The sequence below is a fragment of the Enterobacter sp. DVT3837 genome, assembly GCF_056238685.1.
Map to the genome: position 1 here is coordinate 20,234 of NZ_JBWDLA010000006.1, position 12,462 is coordinate 32,695.

General features: G+C 43.3%; 18 protein-coding genes. All 18 read right to left on the bottom strand.

The genetic code is table 11. From position 1 onward, the window contains the following. Positions 1 to 217 precede the first annotated feature (217 nt). The 18 genes from AC0XWG_RS25915 to AC0XWG_RS26000 all read right to left on the bottom strand — a co-directional run bounded on the left by AC0XWG_RS25915 (position 218) and on the right by AC0XWG_RS26000 (position 12,380). Complete coding sequence (locus tag AC0XWG_RS25915; protein WP_001549919.1) at positions 218 to 1,273, bottom strand: TrbL/VirB6 family protein; 1,056 nt, start codon at positions 1,271 to 1,273, stop codon at positions 218 to 220. Between the two features lie 11 nt (positions 1,274 to 1,284). Beyond that, a complete protein-coding gene (locus AC0XWG_RS25920; protein ID WP_001549918.1) occupies positions 1,285 to 1,542 on the bottom strand; it encodes an EexN family lipoprotein in 258 nt (85 codons plus the stop codon). 9 nt (positions 1,543 to 1,551) lie between these two features. Continuing rightward, positions 1,552 to 2,322 carry a type IV secretion system protein gene (locus AC0XWG_RS25925; RefSeq protein ID WP_001549917.1) on the bottom strand — a complete coding sequence of 257 codons (771 nt, stop codon included), beginning with the start codon at positions 2,320 to 2,322 and terminating at the stop codon, positions 1,552 to 1,554. Between the two features lie 10 nt (positions 2,323 to 2,332). Next, positions 2,333 to 5,086 (bottom strand): VirB4 family type IV secretion/conjugal transfer ATPase, encoded by a 2,754-nt coding sequence (locus AC0XWG_RS25930; protein ID WP_001549916.1) that lies wholly within the window; start codon positions 5,084 to 5,086, stop codon positions 2,333 to 2,335. A gap of 24 nt (positions 5,087 to 5,110) precedes the next feature. Continuing rightward, positions 5,111 to 5,401, bottom strand: a complete 291-nt coding sequence (locus AC0XWG_RS25935; protein ID WP_000916156.1) for a TrbC/VirB2 family protein — start codon at positions 5,399 to 5,401, stop codon at positions 5,111 to 5,113. Beyond that, entirely contained in the window at positions 5,385 to 6,029 is a 645-nt protein-coding gene (locus tag AC0XWG_RS25940; protein ID WP_032309850.1) for a lytic transglycosylase domain-containing protein, read from the bottom strand. The genes AC0XWG_RS25935 and AC0XWG_RS25940 overlap by 17 nt, the downstream gene beginning before the upstream one ends. A gap of 223 nt (positions 6,030 to 6,252) precedes the next feature. Beyond that, positions 6,253 to 6,762 carry a transcription termination/antitermination NusG family protein gene (locus AC0XWG_RS25945; RefSeq protein ID WP_032309851.1) on the bottom strand — a complete coding sequence of 170 codons (510 nt, stop codon included), beginning with the start codon at positions 6,760 to 6,762 and terminating at the stop codon, positions 6,253 to 6,255. A 353-nt stretch (positions 6,763 to 7,115) separates the two neighbouring features. After that, complete coding sequence (gene mobP1 / locus AC0XWG_RS25950; RefSeq protein WP_001549912.1) at positions 7,116 to 8,276, bottom strand: MobP1 family relaxase; 1,161 nt, start codon at positions 8,274 to 8,276, stop codon at positions 7,116 to 7,118. A gap of 2 nt (positions 8,277 to 8,278) precedes the next feature. Further along, positions 8,279 to 8,824 (bottom strand): DNA distortion polypeptide 1, encoded by a 546-nt coding sequence (ddp1, locus tag AC0XWG_RS25955; protein WP_001549911.1) that lies wholly within the window; start codon positions 8,822 to 8,824, stop codon positions 8,279 to 8,281. A gap of 339 nt (positions 8,825 to 9,163) precedes the next feature. Next, positions 9,164 to 9,421, bottom strand: coding sequence for a hypothetical protein (locus AC0XWG_RS25960; RefSeq protein WP_001549910.1), 258 nt, complete (start codon positions 9,419 to 9,421; stop codon positions 9,164 to 9,166). Continuing rightward, entirely contained in the window at positions 9,418 to 9,582 is a 165-nt protein-coding gene (locus AC0XWG_RS25965; protein WP_001549909.1) for a hypothetical protein, read from the bottom strand. The genes AC0XWG_RS25960 and AC0XWG_RS25965 overlap by 4 nt, the downstream gene beginning before the upstream one ends. A gap of 74 nt (positions 9,583 to 9,656) precedes the next feature. Continuing rightward, positions 9,657 to 9,995, bottom strand: coding sequence for a hypothetical protein (locus tag AC0XWG_RS25970; RefSeq protein ID WP_001549908.1), 339 nt, complete (start codon positions 9,993 to 9,995; stop codon positions 9,657 to 9,659). A gap of 93 nt (positions 9,996 to 10,088) precedes the next feature. Continuing rightward, positions 10,089 to 10,331, bottom strand: coding sequence for a hypothetical protein (locus tag AC0XWG_RS25975; protein WP_000008707.1), 243 nt, complete (start codon positions 10,329 to 10,331; stop codon positions 10,089 to 10,091). Continuing rightward, complete coding sequence (locus AC0XWG_RS25980) at positions 10,321 to 10,533, bottom strand: hypothetical protein (RefSeq protein WP_024194852.1); 213 nt, start codon at positions 10,531 to 10,533, stop codon at positions 10,321 to 10,323. Before AC0XWG_RS25980 ends, AC0XWG_RS25975 begins: the two co-directional genes overlap by 11 nt. 65 nt (positions 10,534 to 10,598) lie before the next feature. Continuing rightward, positions 10,599 to 11,150, bottom strand: coding sequence for a hypothetical protein (locus tag AC0XWG_RS25985; RefSeq protein WP_001549906.1), 552 nt, complete (start codon positions 11,148 to 11,150; stop codon positions 10,599 to 10,601). 59 nt (positions 11,151 to 11,209) lie between these two features. Further along, positions 11,210 to 11,446, bottom strand: coding sequence for a hypothetical protein (locus AC0XWG_RS25990; RefSeq protein ID WP_001549905.1), 237 nt, complete (start codon positions 11,444 to 11,446; stop codon positions 11,210 to 11,212). A 58-nt stretch (positions 11,447 to 11,504) separates the two neighbouring features. After that, on the bottom strand, positions 11,505 to 12,020 hold the full coding sequence (locus tag AC0XWG_RS25995; RefSeq protein ID WP_001549904.1) for a DnaJ domain-containing protein: 516 nt from the start codon (positions 12,018 to 12,020) through the stop codon (positions 11,505 to 11,507). A 144-nt stretch (positions 12,021 to 12,164) separates the two neighbouring features. After that, a complete protein-coding gene (locus AC0XWG_RS26000; protein WP_001549903.1) occupies positions 12,165 to 12,380 on the bottom strand; it encodes a hypothetical protein in 216 nt (71 codons plus the stop codon). Positions 12,381 to 12,462 lie beyond the last annotated feature (82 nt).

Genomic DNA, 12,462 nt, shown 5'->3' on the forward strand with positions numbered 1-12,462 from the left:
TGCTGAATTAACAGGTTCGCTTTTCCCGGACACCGGGGGTTGTTTATGTGACGCCTGGCATCCGACGAGGCAAAGCGTCACGATAGCCGTGATAAGTAGTTTCATATTAATATTACCTAAACAAAGGAGTGAATATTATACGCAGATGCTTGAGATTATCGTAATCAAAAGAAGGATAATAAGAATACACAAACCTGTATTAAGAGCATCCATGAAATTATCCTCCGTATTTCTTTTTCGCCATATCAATAGCAGCCTGTCGAAGTCTCTTGGCACCAATGTTAACTCCCTGTCCTGTCAGATTCCCCAGCTTGCCAGAAACACCAGGCGACTGGCTAAAACCATTATCCTGACGGCGAACACCTTTCCATGCTCCTATCCCTGCATTTTTACCCATGCCAAGCATATTGCGCCCCATACGGGAAGCGCCGAACACGCCAGCACCAATCCCCATTGCGGCTGCCCCCTGCATCGCGCCTTCAACACCTACCCCTGCGAGCTGGGAAGCATAGGTTTTGGCTTGCCAGATAATCCAGGCCATGAATGCACCTGCAACCCCGGCCTGAGCGCCAGTTGAGATTAGATTTAGCTCATCTGCATTTGCTATAGATATTGTCAGGATGCCATTTAAAAAAGTCATCCCAGCTCTAATTGCCAAACCGCAAAACAGAAATATCAAGCATGAGCTAAATATTAGCTGTAGCCAGCTATTAAACATTTGTCGTAAAAAACCGAAAGACAGACAAATAATAAACAGAGGTGCAGTAACAGCTAGCATTTTAAGCGTCACCTCAGCGGCAAGATAAACTATAGATGTCAACAACAGAGCTAAGATACCGCCAGCATATGTCAATATCGCTGCGATTGAGCCATCAGTTTTAACATATGTAGATGTATCTTTAGACATAAGATATGCTGCCACTTGCTGAACTTTTTCCCAAAGTTCATCAACCCATTTCCACGGGTCACCACCTGCAAATGTTTCCCTTAGCCCATCCATAGCCTGATTAGCACTATCTAGCCAACCACCGATATTTCTGACAAAGATAAGAATCAGCCAAAATCGACATAAGTTCCATAGAAAATCTTGAACTGCGGTTTTCTGTTTACCAACTACAGTGGTGTATGCATACCATAATATATAGATAGAAATACCATACTTACCCAATTGATACGCTATTGAAGAAAAATTATCTAATTGACCAGTCAAAGACTGGTCAATGTTTTTAACAATAACGTCATGGGCGGCTTGGAAAAACCTAGAAGTTGCCATAATGGCTCCTTTTAACTTCCCTCTTTACCCAAAACATCTTTGAATGCATCTTTATAATCAACGTGCTTAGGATGTAATTGCTTATATCTAAATAAACCGTCTTTAGCATTTTTGCAATTATCACTATCACTACCTGACTTTTTGCATTCAGCTACTTTTTTAGTTGCTTCGTCAGGATGAGATTGCCACCAATCTACAGATTTAACCTCTTCGCACCCGGCAAGAAAGAAAGTAAGCCCCAACGCTGCAACTACTCCATATTTTTTCAAGATTCCTCCTCAGTTCATTTCATAGCTCTGCTGATCAAACGCCGCTTTATAGTCTACAACAGGGGTATCGGTATTAACCGCTCCTAATTGTTTTTGCTGATATGCGGCCTGTAACATTTTCTCCTTGTATTCTGCAAGATCGCGCTGCTTATCGCGATACATTTCATACTGAAATTTGAGCTTGTTAAATTTCAGGCTTGCCAGAGATACAGCGTTTGTCGCGTCCTGCGTGGCTTTCGTGTCCTGGGCGTTCTTCACCTGGTCGATAAGATCGGCCATCTCCTGATTATCTTCACGCAGTTTACTTTCCAGCTTATTGCCGTACTCGATCCCCGCCAGTTGGGACAGGAACGAGGCTTCACAGCCCCGCACAAGGTCACCTGTATAACCCAGGCCTTTACAGGTGTTTGTCACCTTATAATCGGCCAGAAGAGATCTGGCTTGCTCAGACAGGGCGGCTTCCGGGTTCTTAATGTAATCATCAATGAAGGAGTTCCCCTGGTCGTAAATCTTCTCCAGCTCCTTACTGACAGATTGCGCAGACTGCACCAGTCCCTGAACATCACGAATGCCCGTTTTGGTCAGCAGCTCCTGCTTATAGGCATTGATCTGTTTCTGGTAGTGGCTCACCGTGTCCTGCCACTGTTTGAGACGTTCTGTCCAGCGCTGCGCTTCGATAGCCCATTCAGGGCTTGCATCAATGGCAACGGGAATACCAGCCTGAGCACCAGAGATAACCGTAACAGAGGCGATAAGTGCCGCAACGATATGCTTTTTCATAGGAGGTTCCTTAAATCAGGTTTGCACGTTCCAGATAGGTATCAAGCCACTCTTCCGGCTTCATTCCCTCTTTCCAGATTTCATCGAACAGTTCAAGCTGAGGTTTCGATGCGCTGAGAACCGGTAGGTAATACGCCGCCTTCCCCAAATCCAGTCTTGCAAAAGCCGCAAAATCATCACTTTCCCCCTTCCTCTGTGGGTTTTTAACGACCAGGAACTGACGAGAGAGCGGGTCAATGGCTTTAATTTTGTCAAAATAAAGCTCTTTGACTTGCAGCTCGTCCACATACTCATTACGTTTCCCTTTAGGGTTCGCCAGATAAATATGTGTTGCGCATTGCTCACGAACGGCAGCCGCGATAGGTGATTTAATTAGTTCATCCGGCGATTGTGTCGCTACGACAAGCACCATATCCAGCTTACGAGCGGTTTTGAGTTTGTTATAAACAAAATCCCTGAACGCTTCGTTGTTAATCCATTGCCAGAACTCATCCATGTAGATAAGGAGTCGGCGGCCATCGGCCAGCATGGTGACACGGTAGATCAGGTAGAATGAAGCAACGCTGGAAAGTACCTTATTATCCAGGAACTCCGTTCCATCAATACCGAACACATCCAGATTATCCACATCAAACGTATCTTCAGGGTTATCGATCACCCAGCCAAATTCCTCTCCCTGAGTCCAGGGCTTCAGACGGGCTTTAAGCCCATGCCGCCGGGTTTCAGTATCATCAGGCTCCAGAATAAGTGGTCGCAACTTACTAATCGGATAAGAGCGATCTGACCTTTGCATAAGGCGCTCAACGGCATCAGAAATCAGGCGGTTCTGGTAGTCGTCAAGCGGCTCACTGTTTAGCGAACAAATTAACCTCACCAGGTCTTTCATAAAGGAAATATTACGTTTAGTGGGGGGCAAAGCCGCAGGGTTCCAGCCTGTCGGCTCTCCTTCTTTTACCCGATAGTAAGCACCTCCCATTGAACGTATACCGGGTTCCGCTGCCCGGTCTTTATCGAACCATACGGTAGTAAGTTTCTTGTGTTTCCTTTCAGGAGGGAAAGACTCCGGCGTACCGAACTGCTGGGCGGCAAAAGCCTTAGCCATCATCACTACCGTTTTACCCACGTTTGACGTACCAAGAATTTCGGTATGCCCCAGCGTGGGGTTTTTACCGAAGTAATTTTGATGCTCGGTAGTCATGTGATAGTTGAGGTGATAAATATCATTGCCTGATCCCCCCAGAGTTAACAGACAATTCCCCCAGGTATTCCCTTTCTCTTTGCCCGTAAAGAAGTTGTGGAAGCTTTCCATTTCGGCAAAGTTCAGACTGCTGATAGGGCTAAGGCGTGGCCGTAACGTATAGTTACCGGGTAGCTGAGCAAAATAAGCCGCGCCAAGACTCATAGTTGAGTAGGTGACGATAAGCCCCAAATCCTCCAGAGTAGTCGTCACGATATTGGTGTCTTTCACCAGGCGTTCCGGCGTGTCAGCGTAGACAATCAGGGTCTGGTGACTTTTACCGAAAGAAATGTAACCACTGGACACCATGTCGAGAGCAACTTTTAAATCAGTCAGTAAGGATTGAGCCGCGTCATCCGTCATTTCCAGTTTGTCGATCTGATCATCCAGCGCCTTGATTGCCGACTGTTTGTCTATCGGCGTGAAAGAGGATGTCTGAACATACTCAACAGGGAGATACATCAGGGCGTCAAAAATTCCGGCATCCGTTTCCTGAAAGTAGTCCTTAATCTCAATGCAACGAAAATACCGGGCATGATCTGAAGCGGTGATTTGCCCTGCATCGTTACCAAAGAACACATCTTTACCACCCAGGTACGTGTAAAACGGGCTGTTGGTAACTCTGACTTTCTGCCAGCGGCCGGAAAGCAGCTTCTGGAACAATGAGAGCTGGTCAGAGTAAACAACACCATTTTCTTCATATAACCCAAGGCGGCGGGAATGGAACCGGGACAGATAGGTACTTAGTCGTCCACAGATTTCATTCATATCATTAATGGGTTCTTCGAAGATATTTTTATTACCTTTTTTCCGTGAAAGGAAGTGGGTAACTTTATCTTCAGCACTGAACGGTTTATAGCATACAGATATGTATAATTTGTTTTCAAAATACTCAGATTCAGAAAGCGAACTGTAATAATCGTTCATCACCCTGTTAACAAATGGGATTTTACTTTTAAAAGTAGGCTGGACAGACTTTTTCCCCCTTATACGATGATCATAAAAAGTAACAGGCTTACCGTCAAAACTACGAATCAGCGTATTGAGCTGGTCAGTAAGTAATGTCAGATCAGCCTCATCAACACATTCAAAATAAGCCCCGTCAATCTGCCATGTCGCGATTAAATCATGATTTTTGGTAACAACGAGGTTTTCTGTAATATGTGATGAATACGGGATTAACTCTTCAAGAGAAGACTGGTCTTTAAGCTTCATAAAATTGTCCACTTTCGATATATCGACTGCGTCGTACGAACTCCCCGCATAATGGACGGCATTGAAACGCTTGTTTGCCAGAGGATTACCTTTGATTTGCATTCGCAGATAAAGCAGGTCAAAAAAGCGTTCATCTATCTTCGTAACTCGCTTGATGGCATACCAGCCAGGGAGGATGAGGGCATACATAGCCTCATGAATCCAGACACCAAGCAGAACGCAGATAACGCACATTCCAAGAAAGGGGTAGAGCGGAACGCCCAGCCCCCTAATCAAAGCGGGGCGTGTCAGCCCTTTAAAAACGGTACTCATTTTTACGCCCCCTTTTATTACATATTACGCTAACCAGTCAGGCAGATATGGCGCAACAATAAAGATGATAATCCCGATAATTAAAGGCGTAATCCACGCTGCATGCTGGCGTGAGAAGATAGCAATATAACCAATTACCAGCGCAATGATGGTGATTGCTGGCTTACGGATATCCGTCAGAAAATCGATGATCTTCTGCAAGAAGCCAGTTGTTTTAGTGGATACATCATCAGCAAAGGCAGGTTCTGCTACACAAAGCATCAATGCAGCCATAAATACAGAAAGAGTTAAATAACGTTTATTGAGTTTTAACATCGTTTGTTTCCTTTTCATCTAAAACAGTGCCACGCATGGCATATTGGGGATATACGGTAACTTCTTTAGGCTTGATACTCTGCGTTACATTCTCCTTTCTGATTGCATCTTTAACTGAAGGAACCACCCAGTTTTTTTTGTTATCAGGCGGATTAAACCCTATACGCTGTATATAACTGGTGTTATTAAAATCTGGTTCAGGTTTAGTTCCCGTTTCTGGATTGCCGGAATAATAGCAACTCAGACCACGTAAAATGTCGCCACCACGTTTATAACAGTCCACCAAAATTTGCTCTGAGACCTTGAGGTTTTCGCAGGGGTCAAACATTTTCTCAGCGGTTGTATTGAAGTTTGCAAAATTGGTACTCGTTATTTGCATAAGACCGACTGAGTAACGATGATTTCGTGATTCAATTTGATTTACGATCTGGAGTGCAGCCTCCTTAGTTTTGGGAAAGTAGGACACTACGCCTTTGTCACCGGGCTTACGTTCAACCTTCGGTATTATCTCGGCAATAGCATATGGGTTAAAACCAGATTCAACCCTTGCAACTTCATGCGCAGTATCGGGATGAACGCTGGCCGCGCATTGCAAAGCAAGCGCCGCAAAAGCAGTAGTAGATAACATGATTTTCTCCCGGCCAGAACAGCGCGGAAAGTTTAGACTTAATGGTTAGTCATCGAAGTCGTCATCGTCTTCGTTTATCAGCTCCTCAATAGCCTGGCTGGAATATTTTTTAATGAGGTACTGGACAACACCAGAGCTTGAAATACGCCGCCCCCTGCGATAGCCAATCTCAAGAGCAATTTTATCCAGTTCCTCACGAGAAGCTGAGGGCAGGTAGAGTGTATTACGTTGGGGCTTGCGTCTCGTTGCGGTTTTTTTCCGGGTAGCAGTCATTTTTCTTCCGTTTCATTTTGTGGGTTAAGCTTCTCTCTGTGATGTAGTGGATGAAAGCCATACTTCTTTGCTGTGGATTATCCATGAGGAGAATTTCAGCAAATTCGTGTGGAATTAATTTCCTTAAAATATTTGCCTGAGCTGTTGTATGCGATTGTCTGCACAAAAGCTCCGCCATCACATCTTCTGGTACAGGTAAAGGCTCACCGCCAAATGAGATAAAGCGTTGTACGTAAGGGATAGCAGTTATTGTAGTGGAATGAACCTCTTCAAAATCTGCCTGGATAAAAAGATAACCGGGGAAAAGCGGCAAACGTCTTTCTCGATATGAAATTATCTTATCCGGGCGACGATATCTTTCTGTCTCCATAGGGCAGAAGTAAGAAAAGTTCAGGCGTTCGAGATGAGCAAAAACTGCTGCAAATCTCGTAGTGGTGAATTGCAAAACATACCATTCCATAGTTTTTTCCTTTCAGGCGCTCTCTCGACTCGGATGACCCCGAAGCAGAGAAAAAAAACAAAAGGACAAATTTACATCTCATAAAAACTTTATCAGCTACATGTGCTGCGTTCAACCACACAAGCAGATCTTTAGATCGCATTTACGACATATTTCATTTTGTTTGTGCTGGTTTTTTGGTTATATCCAGATTTAAACACCATTTGATAACAAAAAAGCAGATCGATTGATCGCCTTGCGTTGATTTTATAGTCAAGTTAACTAAATTTTTTAACGCTAGTTACTTTTTACAAAAACTCTGCTAACAAGATAAATAAATCGATCTTAATCAATAAGTTACCGGAGAGTATGAATTATCCTAAACGAATGCCGATTTTCACTTTCTGTTCGCTTTGAATCATCGACTGTTTTATTTGCGAGAAATTTCTCATCTGGAGCTGCTGTTTCTTAATCATTTCCGCACTGTTCAGCACCAGCTCTTTACTGGATGAAGTGGTTCTGTCTATGCCTTTAATCCCCAGGTTCTCTAACTGCCACTCATTCCTGTGGGCAGTCTTCCAGCCATGCTGTACACCGTTCTTATCAAGTGCAGAGATTTTTACCTCCTTTTGTCCTAACTTTTTCAGCTTAACGAGATCACCTTTCTTAACGTTCTCACGAGTGGTTAACTCACCAAAATCAGCCCCCCAATATGTTTTCTCAACGCCCTTGTTCAGTGTCTTAAGCTTTATGAAATGCTGCTTTGGTTTGGTTTTATCGTTCTGATAATGGTCGTATCCAACATCAATGACCTCATAAACGCCTTTCTGTCTTTTTGGCGCTGTTTTGTGAGCATCTTTAATAGACTGGTTAAGTCCATGCTGCTGCTTATGAGTGGCTTTAACGTCATAGCCCTTCAGCTTCAGCTCTTCACAAAAACCTGTACGAATTTCCCGTAAATCTTTTTTCCTGATATCAGCTCGTTTACCGTCGTTATCACGAATACGAAAAACGACATGTACGTGTGGATGTTCTTTTTTGTCGTTATGATAGCCAAGCACAAAGCGATGGTTTGGGTACTTCTTGTGCATCGTTTTCCTGACAGATTCAAGCAGATCTTCAGGTTTTACTTTTGCTGATACAGGCGGTGAAAAAACAATATTTTGGGTTACTTTTTTATTTTCCTTACCTTTATCATCGAAAACATTTTGAGGGTCGTTAGCACGATCTATCATGTGCTCTTTAGCCTCCTGAATCTCATCACCTTTCCATACCTGACCGCTTTCACTCATCACTGGCAGCTCTGACTCCCGGCTCATATAGTCAATACTGTTTCGAACTCCCTGCCGGGTAATTGCACCTCCTGAGATTTTGACAACAACCTCCTTACTGGCACCCTTGCGGTTGATACGTTCCTGAACGTTGCGTTGATAATTCTTACCACCATTTTTAACTTTATGGGCGAAAGCAGACTTGCGGCCAGCTTCAGAGGACTTACGCTTTACCCTGAATTCCTTGTCAACATAAACGCCCATGATTACACCTCAACCTTGTTAGAAACAGTTCGCCCTTTGCATAACATAATGTAGTTTTCAAACTCACTTTTGAGACTCATTATCTCTGTACTCAACCGCTCAGCGTCCTGATAGAACCCATCTTTATCAAGTACCCTGGCATTATCATTAACGATAATATAATGAAAGTTCCGCCCGATTTTATCTATTGCATTACGGCAACGATTCATCACCAGAAGTTCCTGATCGAAGAAATCAAGTTCATTTTCAAGTGTCGTCTGGATTCGGTAACGACATTCTCTGGATAAATTCCAGCCATGACGGTGAGCCGCTTTCTCGATTAAAGTTCTTTGTTTCCCTGTCAAATACATTGTGGTTTTGATAAAATCATCATTGTCTTTTGAAACATTAACATCTTCATTTTTAACCTTGCTTTTCAGTAAAGCACTGGCAAGCAGCTTCATTCCTTTTGCCACGGTTAAACCCGGTTCATCTGGATAAAGTGTTTTAAGACAATCAAGTAGATCATCATGTTGGCTTTCTTCAATCCTGAATTGAACTTTTTTCATAAATTTCTCCAACAAGAACCGACTGTAGGTCACCGGGCAAACGTCGCGGAATGGCGTCAGAGACGTCATTTTGCGGCGTTTGCCCTATCCTGCATCGCAGTGAACTACCTCCACACTCAAATTGTGCTTCAGCGTCCATCGAAATGCAAAGAATGAAAGGCTATCATGGCTGTGATCTGGTACGTCTGCGACCGGAGACAACGGATTTGCGGCTAGCTTGGGTGGAAATAAATTCGCTGCGCGAATGGCCTGGCAGGAGGCGCGAGCGCTGTTTTGCGGAATATACAAAAAAGCACCTCCCGTAAACGGGAGGGCTTCGGCGATTCAGGAACGGGAATTTTATTCTGCCTCTGGAGTGTCGCCTTCCATGCCCTGACGGGCATCATGGAGCCAGCGACGAAAGTTACTCATTCTTTCCCGGTTTGCCCGGCTGGGACTTTTACCCCTGTTACCGCTTAGTATACTCCAGACTCTTAACCCGGCCTCGTTAGTCCAGTGCAATACAATTTCCCCTTTGCTGTTAAATCCCAGCGAAAACCGGACAGCCCCCCGCCTCTGTTCTGCACTGATAAAATCTAAAAATTCCTGTTTTTTCATAGCACCTCCTGTTTTTTTATCAGTGCTTTTGTTTCTTTCTTTTCCAGGGCTTTTCTAAGTAATGCCATGTACTCAGGAAAAGCAGAGAATGGCATCAAGGGAAAAACTGGACGCCCACCCTTTTCAATAGTCTGTATTGCTGATAACATGCGTTCCGACATTTTATATTCCTCGCGAGGGAATTGAGTGTCACGGTATCAGGTTGCCTCCACAACCTGATACCACCCCTAATTAATTAACTCCGCAGTTCTTTTATCGCTTCATTTTTGGCTTCCTCCAGTTCTTTAAGGGTATATGCGAAATTCTTCCAGTTAATTACTTCGTTTATAACCTCAGATTTACTTAAACCACATTCATTAAACCAAAAGTTAATATTTTTCTTGAGGGAATTTTTAGCCGTCAATTCATCATCAAACAATTCACTAACAGACGTGATGGCATAACCACGACCGCGATTTTTATCTTCGAAAGAATGAACGGCAAGGAAGAGAGTTTCTGAATGGACAAAAGCGGAGCAGGTGATTTTTTCTTTCTTAGTGTTTAAAGCCTGGAAAGTGATAACATAAGTGTTCATTTTAGTCTCCCGCCCGTTTGGGCTACTGGATCATGGTAAGGAACTATTCCCGACCTACAAATAAATTATACCATCATATGATGGTAATGCAATTCATTTAGTCACTTTATCCTGATTTTTTTCTCGCTTAACGAGCTGGTAATCTGGATGTTCATCAGCCAGGAGCAAAAGTAATTCATACGTACCAGCGGCTAAACCGCGAGACGTTTTACCGGATGTTTCTTTGGCTTGCCAGGCTGATAACGTAAAACCAAACCTTTCAGCGGCTTCCTGCTGCGTAAAACCAGCTTTGATACGTGCTTGTTTCACCTCTTCAGGTGTTGGTTTAAAACTCATGATTTTGTACCTTCACGATAGTATCTGAATAGAATTGCAATAAAATTGGATCATCAATTTCATCTTTAACGTTACAGAATTCTTCATAATAAAATGATTTTTGGAAAACAACCTTTTTAGTTGTTTTTTTATCCGCTTCTTTAGAGCGTACCTTCATCAGTTTTTCAAGTTCAATAAACAAACGTGTTGCATCTTCAGACACAACAATCCTGTATGTTACATTACCTTTGTTTTTCCTGTCGCTCAGGATCTCATTCATTTTTTGCCTCATAGCTGTTTAATAAACCCCGCTACCTTTATGAGCTGATCCACACTCAGGCCACGAATTACCATTTCATATCCGTCGCCCCGTTCTGATACGTTACCATCTAACCCATTCTCAACTTTAAACCCGGTTAATGTCCCATGCCAGCTTTCAAGACGCACTAAACGAGATAACATTCCTTTCAGGATCTGTTTTTTCTCGCGTTTTCGCTGTAACTGTTGTTCATATTCTCGCGCCATATCTACATTATCTAAAGCATCAGCCAGGATTTTCTTTTCAATATCGGCGGCGATTTCTACAGGGTTACGTACTGGCGATACAGTGCAAGTATGGTAAGGACTTCGCCAGCTTCGACTGTCTACACTTCCAATGATAACTAACCTTCCCTTTTCCATTCGAATATGTATAGAGTAATTTTTATACTGAGGCGAGGTTAGCTTTATCCTGTACTGGCAATCATCGAGCAGGTTTACACGCCAGCCGTTCCCCAGGATTCGACAAACGATTTCAAACACAGGGTGATACCGTTCAAAGAAATTTTTCTGTTCTTTCATCTGATTCAGCCTTTTGAACTCAAAAAAAAGCCGCAAATCGAATCACGGCAGTTTTAAGACTATTCGTCAAAGTGTCCATCATCACTTGCAGCTTCCTGGGCTTCGCATTCCTGCTGATATGCTTCTTCCTTTGCAAAAAGATGCGCCCATCCTTCTGCGTTTAAGCCACGGTGTAAGACTGAACCATTTTCATTGCATTCTTTTGCTGTAATTTCGATCTCATCCGGGCAAATGTAGGCTCCGTAACTTTCAAAAATGTTTATCAGCTCCGCTTCCGTTATGGTCTTGTTTTTCATCAACGTGTCTCCGTATCAATCTTTGCCATGTTCTAGGGGGCTTTCGCCCCCGTTCCGGTTATGCGCTAGCTTCTACACGTCTCCAGCCTGACGCCTTACGTTTACCCGCTGTACCATACATTTCACGGATTTCTTCAATGCTGTGTTCTTTACGGTTCCAGCGGCTTTTGTGTTCTTCAGGACGGTAAAACCATTGTTTTTTCTTCGATGCCCATTTACAGCCCATTTCCTTTAAAATATCTTTGTGTTCTTTAGTTTCCCCGCTAATCCAGACCCAATTACCAATGACTTCATAGACAATCCCTGTAAGGCCGGAAAGCGTATTCAAAACTTTTTCCAGATCTTCACCGTAGTTGTAACGTGCATTTTCATCAGTGCTTTGAAACTGATTGATTTTATCAATGTTAGCCATGAGAAAATCAAACGCTGCATTTACTGCTTTCATCAGCTCAGCACCCAATGGATTGCGGTCTGGATGATATTTTAAAGCCGCTTTTTTGTATGCCGCCTTGATGTCCTTTTCAGTCAGATCACCGGATAAACCAAAAACGTTTAATGCTTCCTGAATATTCATTTTTCGCTCCCGCCCGTGTGGGCTTCTGGAATCTGGCAGGGAACCATTCCCAACCAACAAATTCATTATACCATCAAATGATGGTATTGCAAGATTATTGTTCAGAAAAAGGGGGATAAAAATCCCCCTGAATATTTATTAAGTTTATGATGTCGCCAAATGTTTTATCAGTTGCAATGCAATCGCGGTATTCTTGATTTCAGAGAATGCCGGATCGTCACTTGCGTTGTTCATAGCCTCATTAAAATGCATTGTCAGCGTGAAACCTTCTGCATACAGTACATTTTTACTGATTTGGCCTTGCTTGAATTTGAACAGCAGTTCCTGAGCTTCGTTTTTGATTTCAGTGATAGTTTTCATTTTTTCTCCCGCCCGTGTGGGCTTCTGGAACCTGGCAGGGAAGCATTCCCAACCAACAAATGTATTATACCATCAAATGATG

Coding starts and splice junctions, on each gene's coding strand:
- AC0XWG_RS25915 (WP_001549919.1), bottom strand. CDS start 1,273: ATGGCAACTTCTAGGTTTTTCCAAGCCGCCCATGACGTTATTGTTAAA.
- AC0XWG_RS25925 (WP_001549917.1), bottom strand. CDS start 2,322: ATGAAAAAGCATATCGTTGCGGCACTTATCGCCTCTGTTACGGTTATC.
- AC0XWG_RS25930 (WP_001549916.1), bottom strand. CDS start 5,086: ATGAGTACCGTTTTTAAAGGGCTGACACGCCCCGCTTTGATTAGGGGG.
- AC0XWG_RS25935 (WP_000916156.1), bottom strand. CDS start 5,401: ATGTTAAAACTCAATAAACGTTATTTAACTCTTTCTGTATTTATGGCT.
- AC0XWG_RS25940 (WP_032309850.1), bottom strand. CDS start 6,029: ATGTTATCTACTACTGCTTTTGCGGCGCTTGCTTTGCAATGCGCGGCC.
- AC0XWG_RS25945 (WP_032309851.1), bottom strand. CDS start 6,762: ATGGAATGGTATGTTTTGCAATTCACCACTACGAGATTTGCAGCAGTT.
- mobP1 (WP_001549912.1), bottom strand. CDS start 8,276: ATGGGCGTTTATGTTGACAAGGAATTCAGGGTAAAGCGTAAGTCCTCT.
- ddp1 (WP_001549911.1), bottom strand. CDS start 8,824: ATGAAAAAAGTTCAATTCAGGATTGAAGAAAGCCAACATGATGATCTA.
- AC0XWG_RS25960 (WP_001549910.1), bottom strand. CDS start 9,421: ATGAAAAAACAGGAATTTTTAGATTTTATCAGTGCAGAACAGAGGCGG.
- AC0XWG_RS25965 (WP_001549909.1), bottom strand. CDS start 9,582: ATGTCGGAACGCATGTTATCAGCAATACAGACTATTGAAAAGGGTGGG.
- AC0XWG_RS25970 (WP_001549908.1), bottom strand. CDS start 9,995: ATGAACACTTATGTTATCACTTTCCAGGCTTTAAACACTAAGAAAGAA.
- AC0XWG_RS25975 (WP_000008707.1), bottom strand. CDS start 10,331: ATGAGTTTTAAACCAACACCTGAAGAGGTGAAACAAGCACGTATCAAA.
- AC0XWG_RS25985 (WP_001549906.1), bottom strand. CDS start 11,150: ATGAAAGAACAGAAAAATTTCTTTGAACGGTATCACCCTGTGTTTGAA.
- AC0XWG_RS25990 (WP_001549905.1), bottom strand. CDS start 11,446: ATGAAAAACAAGACCATAACGGAAGCGGAGCTGATAAACATTTTTGAA.
- AC0XWG_RS25995 (WP_001549904.1), bottom strand. CDS start 12,020: ATGAATATTCAGGAAGCATTAAACGTTTTTGGTTTATCCGGTGATCTG.
- AC0XWG_RS26000 (WP_001549903.1), bottom strand. CDS start 12,380: ATGAAAACTATCACTGAAATCAAAAACGAAGCTCAGGAACTGCTGTTC.